This window comes from Brucella lupini (assembly GCF_002252535.1).
Classification (GTDB): Bacteria; Pseudomonadota; Alphaproteobacteria; order Rhizobiales; family Rhizobiaceae; genus Brucella; species Brucella anthropi.
In genome coordinates, this window is the sequence record NZ_NNRN01000038.1 from 159,688 (window position 1) to 178,933 (window position 19,246).

Here is a 19,246-nt window from a genome sequence, read left to right on the forward strand (position 1 = left end):
ATACAATTAGCTTGAGCATTCTGCCGCCGGATGGAACCATCCGGCACTTCACGAATGCGGCCTCCTGAATTCAGTAATTGATGGTTGGACGGTCCATAACGCTGCGGCCCAAAAGGCTCGCCATCAGGTCGACCATCACCGTTGCGGTACGTCCGCGTTCATCGAGAAACGGGTTCAGCTCGACGAGATCGAGGCTCGTCACCAGATCGCTGTCATGCAGCATTTCCATGATGAGATGCGCTTCACGGAAGGTCGCGCCACCCGGAACCGTGGTGCCGACAGCCGGCGCAATCGAAGGTTCAAGGAAGTCGACATCGAGGCTGACGTGCAGAAGGCCGTTTTCGTCCTTCACGCGCTTAAGGAAGCGACGCAGCAAGGCAGCAACACCATGTTCGTCGATAAGGCGCATGTCATAGACGGCAACATCGGTCTGCTTGATTGCAGCGCGTTCTGCCGGATCAACACTGCGAATACCCATCATGCAAACATTGGCGGGATCAATCGGTGCTGCCAGGGCCGGGAAGTAGCCCTCAAAGCCCTTCTGGCCCGTGTAATAGGCAACAGGCGTGCCGTGCAGATTGCCGCTGCCAGTCGTTTCCAGCGTGTGGAAATCCGTATGGGCATCGAGCCACAACACAAACTGCTTGCGACCCTTTTCTGCAGCGCGGCGCGCGATACCCGGAACAGTGCCTGCAGCGAGCAGATGATCGCCACCGAGGAAGATCGGGAAACCTTCTTCACTCTCACGATATGCGGCTTCGCTGATGGCTTCGATCCAGGCAACAGCCTGCGGCAGCGCCTTGATCACAGGATTGGGATGGGCCAGCGGGCGCAGTTCGGCCGGGGCCAGATTACCGAGATCGGTAAACTCGTGACCGAGTTCGCGAATCGCATCCGCAATGCCAGCGGCGCGATAACCGTCAGGGCCCATATTGCAGCCCAGACGGCCCGTGCCTTCCTGAACAGGCAATCCCAAAATCTTGCAATGCATAAACTGCTACTCCAGAGAAATTATTACCCTAGATTGACCATTTACGCTTGGCGATGTGAAGCAACCGGATTGGCAATTTTAACGGTTTGGTTTATCAGAATGTCGGATTGGCTTTTCAAAATGGAGAAAACATGGACGATCTGGATGAAAAGCTCATCACGCTTTTACGTCACAACGGACGGCGCAGTATTTCGGATGTGGCAATCGATCTCGGCGTTTCCCGCGCAACGGTCCGCGCCCGTATGGAACGATTGGAACAGTCCGGCGACATCATCGGCTACACGGTGATCCTGCGGTCCGATGCAGTTGATCTGCCGGTGCGCGGTATCATGATGATCGAAATCGAAGGCAATGTCGCCGACCGTGTAGTCAAGGCGCTCGGCGGCTTCTCGGAAGTTTCCGCCGTTCACACCACCAATGGCCGCTTCGATCTGGTAGTGGAACTGGGTGCTGCGACGCTCACCGATTTTGATGCCGTGCTGCGCCGCATCAGGCTGGTGCCAGGCATCAAGGCCAGCGAAACCAACCTGCTGCTTGCCACACCGCGCTCGACGCGGGCGCGTCTGTAACAAAAAGCCCGGCAATTCGCCGGGCTTTTTTCGCTGTTAGGCAAGGATCGGATAATCCGTATATCCCTTGGCGCCGCCGCCATACATATGCTGCTGGTCCAGCTCATTAAGCGGTGAATTATCCTTCAAGCGACGCACAAGATCAGGGTTCGAGATGAACGGCTTGCCAAAGGCCACGACGTCAGCGCGACCGCTTTCTATCTCTTCTTCCGCCAGTTCACGATCATAGCCATTATTGACCATCCAGGCAGCTTCGCCGCCAGCATCGCGATAAACCTGCTTAAGATGTGCATAATCGAATGGCTGCGGGCCCTGTTGGAAGTCCCGCGGACCGCCCGTTGCACCTTCAATGATATGAACATATGCAAGACCGTAAGCGGCGAGCTTGTCGAGCACATAGTCGAACAGCGGCTGCGGATCGGAATCCGACGCGTCATTGGCGGGCGTCACTGGCGAAAGACGAATGCCGACCTTGCCCGGCGCAACCGACTTGGTGATCGCATCCACCACTTCAAACAGGAAGCGGGCGCGGTTTTCGATAGAGCCGCCATATTCATCGGTACGATGGTTGCTGTCCGAACGCAGGAACTGATCGATCAGATAGCCGTTTGCCGCATGAATTTCGACGCCGTCGAAACCAGCCACTTCAACGGCATCCTTGGCAGCCTTGGCATAGGTCGCAACGATTTCCGGAAGCTCGTTCTTTTCAAGTGCACGCGGTTCGGAGGTTGGCGCAAATTCGCCGGTGCCATCGGGATGCACAAGATAGGTCTTTGACTTGGCGATGATGGCCGAAGGCGCAACCGGCTTGCCGCCATTTGGCTGCAACGTGTTGTGTGAAATACGCCCCACATGCCACATCTGCACGACGATCTTGCCGCCTGCGCTGTGCACCGCATCCGTTACGCGCTTCCAGCCTGCCAACTGTTCGGCGGAATAAAGGCCCGGCACATCGGCATAGCCCTGTCCCTGATGGCTGATCGGCGTTGCCTCCGTGATGATGAGGCCCGCACTGGCGCGCTGTTCGTAATAGGTGACGTTGAGATCATTCGGCACGGCGCGCGGTGAGCGATTACGCGTCAGCGGTGCCATAACAATACGATTGGCAAGCTTCAGATCGCCGATTGTAACTGGATCGAACAATGTGGCCATGGATACATTCCTTCAAATGGGAAAGATTGGGCAAATGGGAAAGATTGGACTGGTGAATTAAAGATCGGATACAGCTTTGATGAAGGCGGCTATCGCCTCTTCATCACGCTTGTAGAACGTCCATTGGCCAACACGATGGGGCATGATCAGCCCCGCTTTCGTCAGCACGGACAAATGAGCAGAAACGGACGACTGGGAGAGGCCGCACCGTTCGAACTGGCCCGCGCACACGCCCATCTCCAGAGGCATGTGCTGATCGGAGAAATGGTTCTCCGGTTCCTTGAGCCAGCTCAAAATGTCGAGCCGCACTGGATTGGCGAGCGCCTTGAGTATCTCGTCCAAGGGTATAGACTGAACATCCGACATCGCAGTCACCTCGCTGATCCTTTGATACGTATCGTCATTTCCCGATATAAGTATTGAGTGAATCCGATTTATAAAGGGGTCTGCCGTTCACATGCGCGTGAACGGGAAAAGCGACGCCTTTCCTGTGGAACATCAATACTGCCTTGATTGCGCCGAACCGGCATCCGACTATGTTCGCCGTGACAGTCGAGAATTGGAAAATACATGGCGGACATTACCAAGCGCATTGCCGGGATCATCGCGGCGGAAATCAACGCAAAGCCGGATCAGGCACTGGCGGCCATCGGCCTGCTGGACGAAGGCTCAACCGTGCCTTTCGTCGCCCGTTACCGCAAGGAAGTCACCGGCGGCCTTGATGATACGCAGCTGCGACAGCTTTCAGAGCGCCTCGCTTACTTGCGCGAACTTGAGGCGCGGCGTTCGTCCATTCTGGAATCGATCCGCGGGCAGGAAAAGCTAACGCCGGAACTCGAACTGAAAATCGCAGGCGTCCAGACCAAGGCCGAGCTTGAAGACCTGTATCTTCCCTATAAGCCCAAGCGCCGCACCAAAGCAGAAATCGCACGCGAACGTGGTCTTGGCCCGCTTGCCGAAGCTATTCTGAGCGACCGCAGGCTGGTCCCTACCGAGATTGCTGCGCAATATGTCACCGGTGAAGTTGCCGATGTGAAGGCTGCACTGGATGGTGCGCGCGACATCATCGCCGAAGGCTTTGCGGAAAATGCCGAACTGATCGGCAATTTGCGCAACTATCTCAAGGAACGTGCTGTTCTGCGCTCACGTGTGGTCGATGGCAAACAGGATGCAGGCGCAAAATTCTCGGATTATTTCGACCATTTCGAGCGCTGGGCAAATGTTGCAGGCCACCGGGCTCTGGCCATGCTGCGCGGACGCAACGAGGATTTCCTGTCGCTCGACATTGAAATCGACGCCGACGACACCTCGCCGGTAAAGCCTGTCGAACGCAAAATCGCAGCCGCTTACAATATCGGCGCAACCCTGCCCGGCGACCGCTGGCTGATGGAAGTTGCAGGCTGGGCATGGCGCGTCAAACTCTCGCTCTCCCTGTCGCTCGACCTGATGCGCGACCTGCGTGAACGCGCCGAGGAAGAAGCCATCAACGTCTTCGCCCGCAACCTCAAAGACCTGCTGTTGGCCGCGCCTGCCGGTTCGCGTGCCACCATGGGTCTTGATCCGGGCATCCGCACCGGCGTCAAGGTCGCAATCGTCGATGGCACTGGCAAACTGCTCGACACAACGACGGTCTATCCGTTTCCGCCAAAGAACGATGTGCGTGGCACACAGGCCGAACTCGCAAGCCTGATCCGCAAACACAAGATCGAGCTGATTGCCATCGGCAACGGCACAGGCAGCCGCGAAACCGAACGTCTTGTCGTGGATATGCTCAACGACTTGCCAGCGCCAAAGCCGCTCAAAGTCATCGTGTCGGAAGCAGGCGCATCAGTCTATTCGGCATCAGAAGCCGCAGCGGCCGAATTCCCGCAGCTCGACGTATCGCTGCGCGGTGCCGTTTCCATCGCCCGCCGCCTGCAGGATCCTCTGGCAGAGCTCGTCAAGATCGAGCCGAAATCCATCGGCGTCGGCCAGTATCAGCATGATGTCGATCAGTCCCGTCTGGCGCGTTCGCTCGACGCAGTGGTCGAAGATGCAGTGAACGCTGTCGGCGTTGATCTCAACACGGCATCCGCCTCACTGCTGGCGCGTGTGTCCGGTCTCGGAAAGTCGCTCGCCGAAGCAATCGTTGCGCATCGCGATGACGCCGGTGCCTTCAAGAACCGCAAGGAACTTCTGAAAGTCGCCCGCCTAGGCAACCGCGCTTTTGAACAATGCGCAGGCTTCCTGCGTATCGCCAACGGCACCGAGCCGCTTGATGCATCCTCCGTTCACCCGGAAGCCTATGGCGTTGCCAAAAAGATCGTTTCCGCCTGCGGCCGCGATGTGCGCAGCCTCATGGGTGATAGCGCAGCACTCAAGGCGCTCGATCCGCGTGTCTTTGTCGATGAGCGTTTTGGTCTGCCAACCGTGCGCGACATTATCGCTGAGCTTGATAAGCCGGGCCGCGATCCCCGCCCTGAATTCAAGACCGCGACCTTTGCCGATGGCATCGATGACATCAAGGACCTGAAACCCGGCATGATGCTTGAAGGCACCGTCACAAACGTTGCGGCCTTTGGTGCCTTCGTCGATATCGGTGTGCATCAGGACGGACTTGTCCATGTTTCGCAGCTCGCCGACCGCTTCGTCAAAGACCCGCATGAAGTGGTCAAGGCTGGCGATGTGGTGAAGGTGCGCGTGACGGAAGTGGATGTGCCACGCAAGCGCATCGGCCTGACGATGAGAAAGGACGGCGGTGAAGCCCCTGCCCCACGTGGTCCTGCAAACCGCGACCAGCGGCCTGCCAAAAACTTCACTCCACAGCGCAAACAGGAACAGCCATCAACCGGCGGTTTCGGTGCAGCACTTTTGGAAGCGATGAAGAAGAAATAAGCTAAATCTTGTTGCCGATTGGAAAGCCGGTTGAGACTTTTCTCACCGGCATTTCATCGGTGGGAATAATCCAGCCATTGTTAATGGCAACGCGAACCTCGTCGCCTTCTTCCAGTCGCACCGGATCACGCACTTCAAAATGCAGGTGAATATCCGGCTTGCTGAGCGGATGTGCCTCGATGCGCGAACCGCCACCGCGATAAACAGAGCGCTTGACCCGCACGGAAATGCCGCCGGTTTCGGTCAATGTCAGATCTTCTGCACGAACGCAGAGCTGTGCATTGGCACGCGGCATTTCAATGCCAGAACAACGCACCTGCGCCCGGCTTCCCAGCACCAGCGCCTCGCACTGTCCTGCCTGCGCAAAGGACACGACCTCAGCAGGCAGAACCATGCCATGCGCGATGAAGGACGCGACCATTTCGCTGGCCGGTTCCTCGTAAAGCTTGCGCGGCGTATCGAATTGCTGAAGCTTGCCATGATCAAGCACCGCAATCCGGTCGGCAAGCGCCATGGCCTCAGCCTGGTCATGCGTGATGTAGATAATCGTCGTACCGGTACGCTTGTGGAAAGCCGCAAACTCGTCTTCCATCGAAGCACGCAAATGCACATCGAGATTGGCGAGTGGCTCGTCAAACAATACCAGCGAAGGGGCTGCTACCAGACAGCGGGCCAATGCCACGCGCTGCCGCTGACCACCCGAAAGATTGGCCGGGCGGCGATCACCGAAACCGTCGAGATCGACCAGCGCGAGCGCTTGCTTCACACGAGCCTCGCGTTCGGCTTTGGCAACTTTGGCCACCCGCAGACTATAGCCGACATTCTCTGCGACCGTCATATGCGGCCAGAGCGCATAGTTCTGGAAGACGATACCGACCTGTCGCTTCTCCGGCGGCACGTTCCCGTCAACATGGGAAACGCGGCTGTCACCAATGTGGATTTCGCCGCCATCGACGTCTTCAAAACCTGCAATCATCCGCAGAAGCGTGGTCTTGCCGCAGCCGGACGGTCCGAGAATAGCAACAAACTCGCCGTCCTTCACATCGAGCGACACTTCAGACAGGGCCTGAAACTCGTTGAAGGCCTTGGAAACAGAAGCGATTTTCAGTCGCGCCATGGCAGCACTCCGTTTGGAAGACGCCGCGCAAACAGATTTGTTGCAAGCATCAGCATGAATGTCACCGCAACGGCCAGAATGGATATGGCAGCCGCATAGGCGGAATCGCCCGCCTGTTCGAAAGAAAACATCACCACGCCCAGCGTTTCCGATCCCGACGCCCAAAGAAGCGCTGAAACCGTCAGCTCACAGAAGGCGGTCATGAAAATGAGCACGCCGCCTGCAAGCGTCGCCGGGGCGACCAGAGGGAATATAATGGTCCGCAGCCGATAGAAAAGCCCCGCCCCCGCAACGCGCGCTGCTTCTTCCAAAGCACGGTCGATCTGGTGCAGCCCGGCAACCGTTGGCCGCAGCGCCAGCACGAAGAAGCGCGCAAGATAGGCAAACAGTATGATCCAAAGCGTGTTGTAGAAGCTAACACCAACCACTGGCAGCGGCTTTAAGAACATCAGCAGACAGGCAATCGCGAGAACTACGCCCGGTAACGCATAGGGCATCTCGGCTGCGAAATTGAGGATCGGCGTCCAGCGCCGTTTACGCCATGCCAGCATATAGGCAAGCGGAACTGCTATCAGCACCGCAAAGAATGCTGCCGCCAACGACAGAACCGCACTGTTGCGGAAAGCGCGCGCAGCACCAGCATGTTCAAGCAGCACGAAACGGAAATTCTCGGCTGTTGCCGTCGCAAATGTCAGCGGCACACCATAGGCCGGTACCAGAGCGGACAACGTAAGACCGATCAACGGCAGAAACAGCACGATAACAATCAGGAGCCATGCCGCGGCTTCCACCAACACGCGCCAGCGGCCAAGCGCGAAGGGTGCAGCAGGCAGCGACGTCGAAACAATGCGAAAATCGCGGCGGCGCGAGGCATATTCCTGCGCGGTGATGCCTGCCATTGCAATCAGCCCGATCAGAACCGACAGCACGGCGACGCTGGACAGCACAGCTGGGCCGCCGCCCGCAAGACGCTGATAAATCAGCGTCGGCAGAACCAGATAATTGGACGGAATTCCCAAGAAGGCTGGGATGCCGAAATTGCCGACGCAGGAGACGAAGGCCAGAGCGGCTGCGCCGATGATCGACGGCGTCATCAGCGGCAGGATGATGGTGCGCAGAACTGCCCATTTGCTGGCACCGGCACTCAGACCCGCTTCCACCAGTTCGCGTGGGAGTTTGCGCAGGCCTGCCCGCACGATCAGAAAGACCAGCGGTCCATATTGCACGCCAAGCAGAAAAATAATGCCCCAGACAGAATAGAGCGGATTGCGGCTGCCAAGCGGCGGCGCCATGCCGATGATCTTGAGGAACTGGCTGGAAGGCCCGAAAAGCTGGAGCCACGCCAGCGCTGTTACCTGCGGGGCGATCAGCAGCGGGGTGACGTAGAAAAGCACAAAGACATTGCGCCCGCGCATGTCGGTGAGACCGACGAGCAGCGCCGCAACAATGCCAAACGCCAGCGCCAGCAGCGTGCCGCCAATGCCGATCTGCAGCGAATGCCATGTCGCTACCCAGGTCGATTGACTGCCAAGCGTTTCCACCAGCGCCGAGGTCGAAAACTGCCCCTGCGGCGCGACCAGTTCGACCAGCAGCCTGCCCATTGGCAGAAGCGACAGAACCGCCACGATCAGGGTTACGCCAGCAATCAGGGCCGCATCGCGGCCCTGAAGGTCTTTCATGATGCGCATCGAAATGCCTTATCCACCAAACAGCTCGGAGAACTGCTTCTTGTCGGCATCAGTCTGATCGAGAACCTTCTGGGTGTCGATAGACATGATATTGATCTTGGTGCCTTCCGGCAGCCATGCCGGGCGACCAACGCCTTCCTTGGCAGGCAGATAGCCCTGCTCCAATGCCAGCTTCTGGCCATCATCCGACAGGATGAAATCGACGAACTTCTTGGCACCGTTGACGTTCTTGGCGGTTGCCATGATCGCAACCGGTTCGGTCACGGCAGGCACACCTTCCGACGGGAAGACGAACTCGATCGGCGAACCCTTGGCCTTGGCATTGAGCGCCATGAAGTCAACCAGAATGCCATATGGCTTTTCGCCGCTCGCAACCGACTTCAGCACGGCGCCATTGCCTTTAACGCTTGCCAGCTCATTGGCCTTGAGGTTCTTGAAGTAATCCCAGCCAATATCCTTGTTGAGTGCAAAGCCGCTCAGGAGATAGGCAGCAGCGCCCGAATAAAGCGGGCTTGGCATGACCACCTGGCCTTTGTAATCGGCCTTGGCGAGATCGGCCCAATGTTCCGGCTTCTGTGCGGCACCCGTGTTGTAGGCGATGCCGGTGGTGATCAGTTTGGAGCCGAAATAGGTCTTGTCGGCGTCATAGCTATCCGCAGCAAAACCATCAACCTTGGCTTCCGGATAGCTAAGCAGGCGCTTGTCCTTCTTGAGACCTTCCATCGTCACCGCATCAGCGATCAGCAGAACGTCAGGCTGCGGCGCGCCAGCCGAAAACTCGGCGGCAAGCTTGGTGAGGAGTTCGCTCGTGCCAGAGCGGAAAATCTGCACATCGGTGTCCGGATTGGCCTTGCGGAAAGCTTCAACCGTCTTTGTCGCATCCGCTTCCGGCTGTGACGTATAGAGCGTCAGCGTATCAGCCTGTGCCACGGCAATGGAAAGAGCAAGAAGCGCAGGTACGACGGCAGCCCGCTTCAGCATCTTGTTCATGGGATTCGCTCCTCGAATTTCTGTATAATGTTCGCCAGCATGACCAGCGATGCCGGTACAATCCTGACGCGTGCGAAGTGATAGCGCGCAGATACTGCCATGGCGATAGGCACGATCATTTCCATTCATGGTGCACCTGTCAAACATCCTGCAACGTGAACCCGGAAAAGCAAAAGCCTCCCGGCGGAATCATAACCATCGGAAGGCTTGTAAGACATTGAATGTTTTGCCGAACAGCCATCCGTATCTCCAAGTATGGAGAAGATGCGGATGGCATTAGAGGAATTGCAATGCGGTTTTATGACAACCGCAAACGCATTCCCGGTAAAAAGATCAACAGATCAGATAACAATCTCGGCGACATGTGCAACCTGCGCACCCGCCTCGTAATAGGCTTCACGCAGACCGCGGAAATTCTGTTCCTTCGGATCGCTGACCGGCAGCGGCAGATCGTCTTCGTTAATCTCGCCTGAAACAAGCTGCGAAAGCAGTTTTCCGAAGACTGTGCCCGGCGCGATGCCACGGCCGTTGTAACCGGAGAATCCAACCACATTGCGCGCGAGGCGATGGAATTTCGGCAGGCTGTCATTGGTCATGCCGATCTTGCCATACCATTCGGCTTCGAACTCGACCTCGCCAATCTGCGGAAAAAGACGCTTCAACGATTTCTTCGCCCATGCCTTATGCACGGCAGCGCCGGTATTGCGCAGCGCGCCAACGCTTCCGAAGACAAGGCGGCCCTGTTGGTCGAAACGGAAGGATGAAAGGACTTCCTTTGTATCCCACACACCCTGACGTTCCGGCAGAATGGAGCGCTTGATATTGTCCGAAAGAGGCTTGGTGGCCATGTTGAAATATGGCAGATGAACCAGCTCGGCGCGCACTTCCGGCCATGGCGCATTGGTGTAGGCATTCGTCGCCACAACCACCCAGTTGGCCGTCACGGAACCCTTGGCAGTCTTGACCACCCATTTGCCGTTCTTTTCTTCGGCACCGATCACCGGGCTTCCGGTAAATACTGTCGCGCCAGCGGTAATGGCGGCATGGGCAAGCCCGCGCACGTAAGCGAGCGGCTGGATCGTACCGGCGCGCAGATCGAGCAGCGATCCGGCATAGGCCTTGGTTCCAACCTTGGCTTCGGTTTCTTTGGCGTCGAGCAGCTTCACATTGGCGCCGCGGCGCGCCCACTGCTCATGGCGGTCTTCAAGTTCCTCCAGGCCCTTCTTGCCAACAGCGCAATGAAGCGTGCCCTGCTTCTCGACTTCACAGGCGATCTTGTGCTTTTCAACGATTTCGAAAACGAGCTTCGGCGCATTGCCGAGGACATCAAGCAGGCGATCTCCATATTTCTGACCGAGCACGCCGGGCAAATCATCCGGCATGACCCACATGCCCGCATTGACCAGACCCACATTGCGGCCCGAACCGCCATAGCCGATCTCGATACCTTCGAGAACGATGGCTCGCGTGCCTTTTTCGGCCAGATGCAGAGCGGTCGAAAGACCGGTGAAACCGCCACCCACAATCACGACATCCGCAGTCAGATCACCTTGCAGCGCGTTCGTCTTGGGAGCGGCAGGGGCGGTCTTTTCCCAAAGACCATGGGAGCGCGGATCGTTCAGCATAGAAAGCAACCATTTTAAATAGTGGAATACGGGCACCTTGCCCGACTGTTTCTATTTCACGCCGCGAAAGCCGGTTGGACAGCGTTATTTGCGCAACAATTCATTCCGGTTTGGAATGAACCAACGGCGAATAATCCGTATTCCCTACCTGCCCGGCGATCCACTGACAAAACACCTGCGTCAGCGGATTTTCCAGCTTTCCTTCCGGCACGACGAGATAATATTCATTCTCGGTTCGCATCGGCTTCTCGAAAAGCATGACCAGCTCACCGCTGAGCAATTCCTGTTCAATCAGATAAAGCGGCAGGAGCGCGAAACCCAGACCGGCCAACGCCGCGCCAATGACCATCGAGAACTGATCGAAGCGATGCCCCCGATAGGCCGACCGCCCCTCGACACCGCAGCTTTCAAACCATTGCGCCCACATTTTGGGCCGCGTCGCAAGATGCAGCAAGGGCTCATTCTCAAGCTCTTCCGGGGCGGACGGATGACGCGCTTTCAACAGGGCCGGGCTGGCAACCGGCACGATGACCTCGCTGCACAGGAAAGTGCAGGTGGCATGTGCCCAGACCGGCTGTCCATAATGGATGGCCAGATCGAACGGCTGTTCCTCGAAGTCGAAGACACCGGAGCGCGATGCAACATTGATGGCAATACCGGGATGCTTTTCGATGAAATCGGAAATGCGCGGCATCAGCCAGCGCGTGCCGAATGTCGGCAATGTAGCCACACTGAAAGAAGACGTTGATTGCGCCGAAGCCATGGCGCGCAACATCGTGTCCTCCGTCTGGTTCAGAAGACGCCGCACTTCCGGCAGAAATTTCCTGCCTGCATCGGAAAGCAGAATGCGCTGGCGGATGCGTTCAAACAACAGAACACCGAGCTGGCTTTCAAGATCCTTGATCTGACGGCTGACAGCGCTCTGGGTGAGATTGAGCTCATGCGCAGCCTGCGTGAAACTGCCGTGACGGGCGGCACACTCGAATGCCTGCAGCGTGGCGATGTCCGGGATCAGTCTTCTGCTCAGCTTCATTCCATTCTCGCATTAACATAGTTGCTTTCGTCGCAAGCATAACCGCAAAACGGTCTATATGATACATTTTCATCATAATCCATGCATGTTCCTCCCAAACAAGACATGCACCACCCGAAGATGCCCCACTCGACGGAAATTTTCGCCATGAAAGACCAGAAATTCGTTTCACCGGACGCCATTCGCTCGGCTTTTTCGGCAGCAATGTCCGCCATGTACAAGCAGGAAGTACCTGCTTATGGCACATTGATGGAACTCGTTGCCGATGTGAACGCCAAGGTGCTTGCTGATGACAGTCACCTGCATGAACGTCTGACGGAAACAGATTCGCTTGAACGCATCTCTGAAGAACGTCACGGCGCGATCCGCCTCGGCACTGCTGCTGAACTTTCCATGATGCGCCGTGTTTTCGCGGTCATGGGCATGTTCCCGGTCGGCTATTACGACCTCAGCGCCGCAGGCGTTCCGGTTCATTCGACCGCCTTCCGCCCGGTTGACGATGCGGCACTGAAGCACAACCCGTTCCGTGTCTTCACCTCGCTTCTGCGCCTCGACCTCATCGCCGATGAAAAGCTGCGCGCTGAATCGGAAGAAGTCTTGTTGAAGCGCAACATCTTCACTGCCGGAGCCATCGCTTTTGTCGAAAAGGCTGAAGCCGAAGGCGGCCTCAACGACGACGACGCGAAAGCCTTTGTTGCTGAAGTACTGGAAACCTTCCGCTGGCACGATCATGCCAATGTCAGCGCCAAGCTTTACCATCGCCTGCATGACGCGCATCGCCTGATCGCCGATGTCGTGTCGTTCAAGGGCCCACATATCAACCATCTGACGCCGCGCACGCTCGACATCGACGCCGTGCAGGTTCAGATGCCGGATCGCGGTATTAACCCGAAAGCCGTCGTCGAAGGCCCGCCAACCCGCAAGTGCCCGATCCTTCTGCGCCAGACCTCGTTCAAGGCGCTGGAAGAAGAAGTGTCCTTCGTCAATGCAGACGGCACCTGGACGCCGGGCTCGCACACTGCCCGTTTCGGTGAAATCGAACAGCGCGGCGTAGCGCTTACGCCGAAGGGTCGCGCGCTTTACGACAAGCTGCTCAACGACACCCGCGCCGTTGCCCGCCCTGCCCCAGACGGCTCGAATGCAGCTGAATATGTGAAGGCGCTGAGCGACACTTTTGCGGCTTTCCCGGACACATGGGCTGGCGTACGCGAAGAAGGCCTCGGCTACTTCGCCTATTCGGTCAAGGACGCTGCAAAGCTTGAAGCTTACAAGCCGGGCACCGATATTGAGGTTCTGATTGAAGCTGGCGCGGTTCAGTTCGACCCGATCATCTATGAAGACTTCCTGCCGGTGAGTGCTGCCGGTATATTCCAGTCCAATCTGGGCGACGACGAAACACAGGAATTTGTTGAAAGCCCGAACCAGAAGCGTTTCGAGGATGATCTGGGTGCGAAAGTGCTTAATGAGTTCGAGCACTATGCCCGCATCGAACGCGAATCCTTCGAAGCCGTTCAGGCAGGCCTAAAGGGCCTCGAAGCGGCAGAATAAACGCATAGCCCCGAAAAGTTGCAGACTTTTTGGACAGGACTATGCGCAAACAACTCATACAGAGAGGAAAGCCATGAACACCGCTGTTAGAAAAATCGACGTGAAGAAGGAAGCCGCCGATCTGCTTTCCAAACTCGGCGTCGATGCATCCGCTTATACCGGCGGCGACCTTGCCGGTTTCAGCCCTGTTTCGGGCGAACAGATTGCTGCGGTCAAGACCCACAGCAAGGAAGATGCTGTCAAGATCATCGACAAGGCCGATGAAGCCTTCCGCGCCTGGCGCAACGTTCCGGCACCGAAGCGCGGCGAACTGATCCGCCTTCTCGGTGAAGAACTGCGCGCTTCCAAGGAAGACCTCGGCCGTCTCGTTTCGCTCGAAGCTGGCAAGATTCCTTCGGAAGGTCTCGGCGAAGTACAGGAAATGATCGACATCTGCGATTTCGCAGTCGGTCTGTCGCGCCAGCTCTACGGCCTCACCATTGCAACCGAACGCGCTGGCCATCGCATGATGGAAACTTGGCATCCGCTCGGTGTTGTCGGCGTTATCTCTGCCTTCAACTTCCCAGTTGCTGTCTGGTCGTGGAATGCTGCCCTTGCAATCGTTTGCGGCAACTCGGTTGTCTGGAAGCCGTCTGAAAAGACCCTTCTGACCGCTCTTGCCTGCGATGCAATCTTCAAGCGCGCGCTGAAGCGTTTCGGCGATGCACCGGAAGGCCTCTCGCTGCTTCTGCTCGGCGACCGTGAAATCGGTGAAGTCCTCGTCGACAGCCCGAAGGTTCCAGTCGTTTCAGCAACCGGTTCGACCCGCATGGGCCGCGAAGTCGGTCCGCGTCTGGCCAAGCGTTTTGCTCGCGCAATTCTCGAACTCGGCGGCAACAATGCCGGTATCGTCTGCCCGTCGGCCGATCTCGACATGGCTCTGCGTGCGATTGCTTTCGGCGCAATGGGCACTGCCGGTCAGCGTTGCACCACGTTGCGTCGTCTCTTCGTACATGAAAGCGTTTACGACGCTCTCATTCCGCGTCTGCAGAAGGCTTATGCCAGCGTCACCGTTGGTTCGCCGCTCGAAACCAGCGCTCTGGTCGGTCCGCTGATCGACAAGGTTGCTTTCGACAACATGCAGAAGGCCCTCAAGGAAGCTGCTGCTCACGGCGGCAAGGTACAGGGCGGCGAACGCGTCGATGCTGGCCATGAAAACGCTTACTATGTGCGTCCGGCCATCGTCGAAATGCCGAAGCAGCAAGGTCCGGTTCTTGAAGAAACCTTCGCACCGATCCTTTACGTCATGAAGTATTCCGATTTCGACGACGTACTGGCAAGCCACAACGAAGTTGGCGCAGGTCTGTCCTCGTCGATCTTCACGCTCAACCTGCAGGAAGCAGAACGTTTCCTCTCGGCTGAGGGTTCGGATTGTGGCATTGCGAACGTCAATATCGGTACTTCGGGTGCTGAAATCGGCGGCGCATTCGGCGGCGAAAAGGAAACCGGTGGCGGTCGTGAGTCAGGTTCGGATGCGTGGAAAGGCTATATGCGCCGCGCAACCAACACCATCAACTACTCGAAGGCTCTGCCGCTCGCACAGGGCGTTTCCTTCGACATCGACTAATCGGTTTATTGTAGATCAAAAGAAAACCCCGCTCAAGCGGGGTTTTTTTATTGACGCAACATCAGCGATTTGCAGGCCGTCAGAACCGCAATATCACCCCATGCGTTCGGAGGCGAAAGAACCGGGGCTAGCCGGAAATACGACCGTGCGATTGCCGTTGAGGAACGAGCGGTGATGAATATGCGCGTGAACAGCGCGTGCCAGAACCTGCGCTTCGACATCACGTCCGATAGACACATAATCCGCCGCACTCTGTGCGTGCGTGATACGGGCGACATCCTGTTCGATGATCGGACCTTCATCAAGATCAGCGGTGACATAATGCGCCGTGGCTCCGATCAGTTTCACACCGCGCTCATAGGCCTGCTTGTAAGGGTTCGCGCCCTTGAAGGATGGCAGGAAGGAGTGGTGGATGTTGATGATCTTGCCCGACATCTTCTGGCAAAGCTGATCGGACAGAACCTGCATATAGCGCGCAAGAACCACCAGCTCGGTGCCTGTATCATCGACAATATCCAGAAGGCGCTGTTCAGCTTCCGGCTTGTTGGCCTTGGTCACGGCGATATGGTGGAACGGGATGTCGTGATTGACGACAACCTTCTGATAATCGAAATGGTTCGACACGACACCAACAATATCGATTGGCAGAGCGCCGATCTTCCAGCGATAGAGCAGATCGTTCAGGCAATGGCCGAAACGGGAAACCATCAGCAAGGTTTTTGTCCGTTGGGCGTTGTCGTGGAATTCAAATTCCATCTCGAACGGAGCTGCCACGGGCGCAAAGCCTTCACGCAGCACATCAAGCGCTACGCCTTCTTCGGAGATGAAGCTGACGCGCATGAAAAAACGACCGGTATCCAGATCATCGAACTGGGCGCTATCGATGATGTTGCAACCCTTGCCCGCAAGATAACCCGAGATTGCGGCAACAATGCCACGAGTGGACTTGCAGGTGACGGTCAGGACAAAATTATGCATCGGACTTCCTCAATTTTCGAAGGCGCAAGCCAAAGCGCGCGCCTTGAAACTAGTTCACGATGCGGCCTCCGCCATGCCAGAATGCGTAATGCACTGACCGGATTGCGCTATCAAGCGACTTTGGAAGAAAGATCGCTCTAATTTGATCAAAGATGCGGATTGCGGTCACGATACCGGGCGACAAGTTCCCGGTTCACCTCACCGGAGCCCGGCATGTTGGCGCTCAGATAAATGGGTGCGTCGCCCTTGCCCACCAGCTTCGCCGCCACATCGGCAAAAATGGCATTGAGGATCGTGACACCAAGCGCCGTCGAAACCGGACCGACCTTCAAAGAACTGCCTTCCACTTCCAGCACCGCATCGCCCGCTGGCGCATCATTATCCAGCACGACATCGGCCAGAGAAAGCAGTTGCGTGCGGCCCTTGGCGATGACGTTGGAATAGGTGACGGAAGTGACCGCGATAACGGCAGCCCCCTTCTCCCGTGCATAGCGCGCAGCCTCAATGGGAGCGGCATTCACACCGGAGTTCGACACGACGATCAGCACGTCACCTTCGCGAATGCCGTAGCGCTCGAGGATCGGCAGCACAGCTCCTTCGATCCGCTCGAAATGCGAGCTGGCAGCCGCTCCGTCCTGCAGCATGATTGCCCCGCAAAGGATCGGCACAGTGATTGCCAATCCGCCCGCGCGATAGTGCAGTTCTTCCGCCATCATGTGCGAATGGCCAGTACCGAACACATAGACGCGGCTGTCTGCCAGTGCGGCAGCAGTAATCAGCTCGGCGGCTTTGGCCATCGGCTCGGCAAGGCGATTACGCAGGCCGGTGAGCCGCGCAATGAGGTCATCAAAATAACGATCTGTAATTTCCGTCATCGACCTTACCCCGAAATCTGTTTTCCGCCAGAAAGCCATGTGGCTTTCGCAAACAGCCCATCGTCAAGATGGACGGCGTCCATCCGCATGCCGGGACGGAACGTTCCGCGATCGTTGAGATGCAGATAGCGCGCCGGATAATGGCTCGCCATGCGCAGTGCCTCGGCCAGCGTCAGCTCCAGTTCGGCCACGCCGAAACGCACCGCCGACGCCATATCGAGATCGGAACCAGCAATGGTGCCATCTGCCAGAACAAGCTTGGAGCAGATGCCGCCTGGCACACGGCGGACGGCACGCCCGTTGATCTCGAAGCTTTCGGAATCCGAACCGACCAGAGCCATGGCATCCGTCACGAAGAACAGGTGGGCATCTCCCCGTTTCGCCCGAAGAGCAAGCCGCAGCGCCATCGGATCGACATGATGGCCATCGGCAACGATACCGCACCAGATGTCGGGATGATCAAGTGCCGCACCAGCCAGCCCCGGTGCACGATGGCCAATCTGGCTCATGGCGTTGAAAAGATGGGTCACGCTTCGCGCACCGGCATCGAAACGCTTGAACGCCTCATCTGCCGTCGTGTCGCTATGGCCGATACTGACGACCACACCGCCGTCGCTCAAACGACGCACCTGATCAGGCGTGACCTGTTCGGCAGCAAGCGTGACCAGCAAGATGCCGATCTGCTTTGCCGTATGGATATAGAGCGCGATATCGGCATCGTTGACGGGGCGCATCAGTTCCGCCAGATGGGCGCCTTTGCGAGCCGGTGCCAGATGCGGTCCTTCCAGATGCAGACCGGCAACGCCCTTGTCGGCCTTGACTGCCTCAATCGCCGCTTCAATGGCCCGGTCGCGCACCGGCGTCGTGTCGGTGATCAGCGTCGGTAGAAGGCTCGTCGTTCCATATTTGCGATGCCCCTTGGCAATCGTGAACATGGTCTCGGGTGTCGGCTGGTCATTGAGCATACGCCCGCCGCCGCCATTGACCTGCGCATCGATGAATCCGGGTGCCAGAACGCCACCGTTCAGGCGCTCGACATCATAGGCTTCGCCTAGTGACGCTTCCGGCACGATGGCTTCGGTCTTGCCATCGCTGAACACCAGTGCGCTTTGGTCGTGAAAGCGCTCGCCGTCGAAAATGCGCGCGCCTGCTATTGCCGATTTTCTTGTCATACCGTCACCGTAACCTTGTTGAGATTGCGCGGCTTGTCTGGGTCAAAACCCTTGCGGCGCGTGACCGCTTCAATGACGCGGTAATAATTGATGAGGGAAACCAGCGGATCGAGATGCGCATTGCCTGTGCTAGCCGATGGCAGTCGGAAGCCCGGTGTTTCCGCATCGGATAGCGACACGATGCTCGCTCCAAACGAATGCAGCCGCTTCAGGGCCTGCATGTTGGTGTCGAACGCTTCATCGCGCGGCAGGAAGGAAATAATCGGGAAACCTTCTTCCACCAGACGCATCGGACCGTGCATCAGCTCTGCCAGAGAGAAGGCCTCCGCATGGATATTGGCGGTTTCCTTTGCCTTCAGCGCAGCCTCAAGCGCGATTGCAAAGGCCGTGCCGCGACCGCCGGTATAAAGCGAGCGGGCATTGAAAAGGAGATTTTCAACCGCTTCGCGACCGTCAGGCCGTGTTGCAGCAAGCGCCTCCGGCAGGCGCTGCAGTCCGGCCTGCAGGCTTGCGTCACCGCTGGCCGACGCGACCACACCCGACAATGCCGCGACTGCGGCAATGAACGACTTGGTGGCAGCAACACTCTTTTCTTCACCAGCATTGAGCGCGAGTACCACGTCGGCGGCATTACCCAGCGGGCTATCGACAACGTTCACGACGGCAATTGTGGTGGCACCACCTTTTTTGGCAGCGTCCTGCGCTGCAACAATGTCCGGGCTCGCGCCGGATTGCGACACGGTAAAGTGCAATCCGTTCTTGAGCTTCAGCTTGGAACCGTAGACCGACGCCACCGAAGGCCCGATGGAAGCCACCGGAATACCCATGGTGATTTCCATCAGATATTTGAAGAATGTCGCCGCATGATCGGACGAACCACGCGCGGCGGTGGTGATGACGGCAGGTTCGTTCTTCTGGAAAATGCGCGCGATTTCCGCAAAGGTGCCTGCCTCCTTCTCAAGCAGACCGGCGACGACGGCAGGCGACTGTTCGGTTTCCTGCAGCATCAGGGAGGAAGGGCTGTTCAT

Annotated in this window: 16 protein-coding genes; 4 read left to right on the plus strand and 12 right to left on the minus strand. The window is 57.5% G+C overall.

What is annotated here, in order from left to right:
* Positions 1 to 70: 70 nt before the first annotated feature.
* Positions 71 to 991, minus strand: a complete 921-nt coding sequence (gene rocF / locus CES86_RS07075) for an arginase (protein WP_029929208.1) — start codon at positions 989 to 991, stop codon at positions 71 to 73.
* A gap of 131 nt (positions 992 to 1,122) precedes the next feature.
* On the opposite strand from rocF, the gene CES86_RS07080 reads away from it, so the two are divergent.
* Entirely contained in the window at positions 1,123 to 1,560 is a 438-nt protein-coding gene (locus CES86_RS07080; protein WP_010659538.1) for an Lrp/AsnC family transcriptional regulator, read from the plus strand.
* Positions 1,561 to 1,596: 36 nt separating this feature from the next.
* Here CES86_RS07080 and CES86_RS07085 read toward each other — a convergent pair whose 3' ends face one another.
* Entirely contained in the window at positions 1,597 to 2,712 is a 1,116-nt protein-coding gene (locus CES86_RS07085) for an alkene reductase (RefSeq protein ID WP_029929210.1), read from the minus strand.
* Between the two features lie 57 nt (positions 2,713 to 2,769).
* Positions 2,770 to 3,078: an ArsR/SmtB family transcription factor gene (locus CES86_RS07090; RefSeq protein WP_012091525.1), complete on the minus strand. Its 309-nt coding sequence runs from the start codon at positions 3,076 to 3,078 to the stop codon at positions 2,770 to 2,772.
* A gap of 204 nt (positions 3,079 to 3,282) precedes the next feature.
* On the opposite strand from CES86_RS07090, the gene CES86_RS07095 reads away from it, so the two are divergent.
* Positions 3,283 to 5,586: a Tex family protein gene (locus CES86_RS07095; protein WP_029929212.1), complete on the plus strand. Its 2,304-nt coding sequence runs from the start codon at positions 3,283 to 3,285 to the stop codon at positions 5,584 to 5,586.
* A gap of 1 nt (position 5,587) precedes the next feature.
* Here CES86_RS07095 and CES86_RS07100 read toward each other — a convergent pair whose 3' ends face one another.
* The 5 genes from CES86_RS07100 to CES86_RS07120 all read right to left on the minus strand — a co-directional run bounded on the left by CES86_RS07100 (position 5,588) and on the right by CES86_RS07120 (position 12,039).
* Complete coding sequence (locus CES86_RS07100) at positions 5,588 to 6,703, minus strand: ABC transporter ATP-binding protein (RefSeq protein WP_029929214.1); 1,116 nt, start codon at positions 6,701 to 6,703, stop codon at positions 5,588 to 5,590.
* The gene (locus CES86_RS07105) at positions 6,691 to 8,391 is read right to left on the minus strand and encodes an ABC transporter permease (protein ID WP_029929216.1); all 1,701 of its coding nucleotides are present in this window, start codon (positions 8,389 to 8,391) and stop codon (positions 6,691 to 6,693) included. Before CES86_RS07105 ends, CES86_RS07100 begins: the two co-directional genes overlap by 13 nt.
* 9 nt (positions 8,392 to 8,400) lie before the next feature.
* Positions 8,401 to 9,381 (minus strand): ABC transporter substrate-binding protein, encoded by a 981-nt coding sequence (locus tag CES86_RS07110; protein WP_029376048.1) that lies wholly within the window; start codon positions 9,379 to 9,381, stop codon positions 8,401 to 8,403.
* A 341-nt stretch (positions 9,382 to 9,722) separates the two neighbouring features.
* On the minus strand, positions 9,723 to 11,006 hold the full coding sequence (locus CES86_RS07115) for an NAD(P)/FAD-dependent oxidoreductase (protein WP_094514012.1): 1,284 nt from the start codon (positions 11,004 to 11,006) through the stop codon (positions 9,723 to 9,725).
* A 100-nt stretch (positions 11,007 to 11,106) separates the two neighbouring features.
* Entirely contained in the window at positions 11,107 to 12,039 is a 933-nt protein-coding gene (locus CES86_RS07120) for a LysR family transcriptional regulator (protein WP_010659530.1), read from the minus strand.
* A 147-nt stretch (positions 12,040 to 12,186) separates the two neighbouring features.
* Here CES86_RS07120 and hglS point away from each other — a divergent pair, with 147 nt between their 5' ends.
* On the plus strand, positions 12,187 to 13,587 hold the full coding sequence (gene hglS / locus CES86_RS07130) for a 2-oxoadipate dioxygenase/decarboxylase HglS (protein ID WP_094514014.1): 1,401 nt from the start codon (positions 12,187 to 12,189) through the stop codon (positions 13,585 to 13,587).
* Between the two features lie 73 nt (positions 13,588 to 13,660).
* Complete coding sequence (gene amaB, locus CES86_RS07135; protein ID WP_029929222.1) at positions 13,661 to 15,193, plus strand: L-piperidine-6-carboxylate dehydrogenase; 1,533 nt, start codon at positions 13,661 to 13,663, stop codon at positions 15,191 to 15,193.
* Between the two features lie 93 nt (positions 15,194 to 15,286).
* Here the strand turns inward: amaB and purU are convergent, their stop codons facing one another.
* The 4 genes from purU to CES86_RS07155 all read right to left on the minus strand — a co-directional run bounded on the left by purU (position 15,287) and on the right by CES86_RS07155 (position 19,246).
* Positions 15,287 to 16,171: a formyltetrahydrofolate deformylase gene (purU, locus tag CES86_RS07140; RefSeq protein WP_010659527.1), complete on the minus strand. Its 885-nt coding sequence runs from the start codon at positions 16,169 to 16,171 to the stop codon at positions 15,287 to 15,289.
* A 146-nt stretch (positions 16,172 to 16,317) separates the two neighbouring features.
* Positions 16,318 to 17,046 carry an SIS domain-containing protein gene (locus CES86_RS07145; RefSeq protein ID WP_010659526.1) on the minus strand — a complete coding sequence of 243 codons (729 nt, stop codon included), beginning with the start codon at positions 17,044 to 17,046 and terminating at the stop codon, positions 16,318 to 16,320.
* A gap of 5 nt (positions 17,047 to 17,051) precedes the next feature.
* Positions 17,052 to 18,218: an N-acetylglucosamine-6-phosphate deacetylase gene (gene nagA / locus CES86_RS07150; protein WP_010659525.1), complete on the minus strand. Its 1,167-nt coding sequence runs from the start codon at positions 18,216 to 18,218 to the stop codon at positions 17,052 to 17,054.
* The gene (locus CES86_RS07155; protein ID WP_010659524.1) at positions 18,215 to 19,246 is read right to left on the minus strand and encodes an SIS domain-containing protein; all 1,032 of its coding nucleotides are present in this window, start codon (positions 19,244 to 19,246) and stop codon (positions 18,215 to 18,217) included. Before CES86_RS07155 ends, nagA begins: the two co-directional genes overlap by 4 nt.

Excerpts from the sequence above, each read along its gene's own strand:
- CES86_RS07155 (WP_010659524.1), bottom strand. The coding sequence starts at position 19,246 with ATGAACAGCCCTTCCTCCCTGATGCTGCAGGAAACCGAACAGTCGCCT.
- CES86_RS07105 (WP_029929216.1), bottom strand. The coding sequence starts at position 8,391 with ATGCGCATCATGAAAGACCTTCAGGGCCGCGATGCGGCCCTGATTGCT.
- CES86_RS07110 (WP_029376048.1), bottom strand. The coding sequence starts at position 9,381 with ATGAACAAGATGCTGAAGCGGGCTGCCGTCGTACCTGCGCTTCTTGCT.
- CES86_RS07080 (WP_010659538.1), top strand. The coding sequence starts at position 1,123 with ATGGACGATCTGGATGAAAAGCTCATCACGCTTTTACGTCACAACGGA.
- hglS (WP_094514014.1), top strand. The coding sequence starts at position 12,187 with ATGAAAGACCAGAAATTCGTTTCACCGGACGCCATTCGCTCGGCTTTT.
- CES86_RS07090 (WP_012091525.1), bottom strand. The coding sequence starts at position 3,078 with ATGTCGGATGTTCAGTCTATACCCTTGGACGAGATACTCAAGGCGCTC.
- purU (WP_010659527.1), bottom strand. The coding sequence starts at position 16,171 with ATGCATAATTTTGTCCTGACCGTCACCTGCAAGTCCACTCGTGGCATT.
- CES86_RS07085 (WP_029929210.1), bottom strand. The coding sequence starts at position 2,712 with ATGGCCACATTGTTCGATCCAGTTACAATCGGCGATCTGAAGCTTGCC.
- amaB (WP_029929222.1), top strand. The coding sequence starts at position 13,661 with ATGAACACCGCTGTTAGAAAAATCGACGTGAAGAAGGAAGCCGCCGAT.
- nagA (WP_010659525.1), bottom strand. The coding sequence starts at position 18,218 with ATGACAAGAAAATCGGCAATAGCAGGCGCGCGCATTTTCGACGGCGAG.
- CES86_RS07115 (WP_094514012.1), bottom strand. The coding sequence starts at position 11,006 with ATGCTGAACGATCCGCGCTCCCATGGTCTTTGGGAAAAGACCGCCCCT.
- CES86_RS07100 (WP_029929214.1), bottom strand. The coding sequence starts at position 6,703 with ATGGCGCGACTGAAAATCGCTTCTGTTTCCAAGGCCTTCAACGAGTTT.
- rocF (WP_029929208.1), bottom strand. The coding sequence starts at position 991 with ATGCATTGCAAGATTTTGGGATTGCCTGTTCAGGAAGGCACGGGCCGT.
- CES86_RS07145 (WP_010659526.1), bottom strand. The coding sequence starts at position 17,046 with ATGACGGAAATTACAGATCGTTATTTTGATGACCTCATTGCGCGGCTC.
- CES86_RS07095 (WP_029929212.1), top strand. The coding sequence starts at position 3,283 with ATGGCGGACATTACCAAGCGCATTGCCGGGATCATCGCGGCGGAAATC.
- CES86_RS07120 (WP_010659530.1), bottom strand. The coding sequence starts at position 12,039 with ATGAAGCTGAGCAGAAGACTGATCCCGGACATCGCCACGCTGCAGGCA.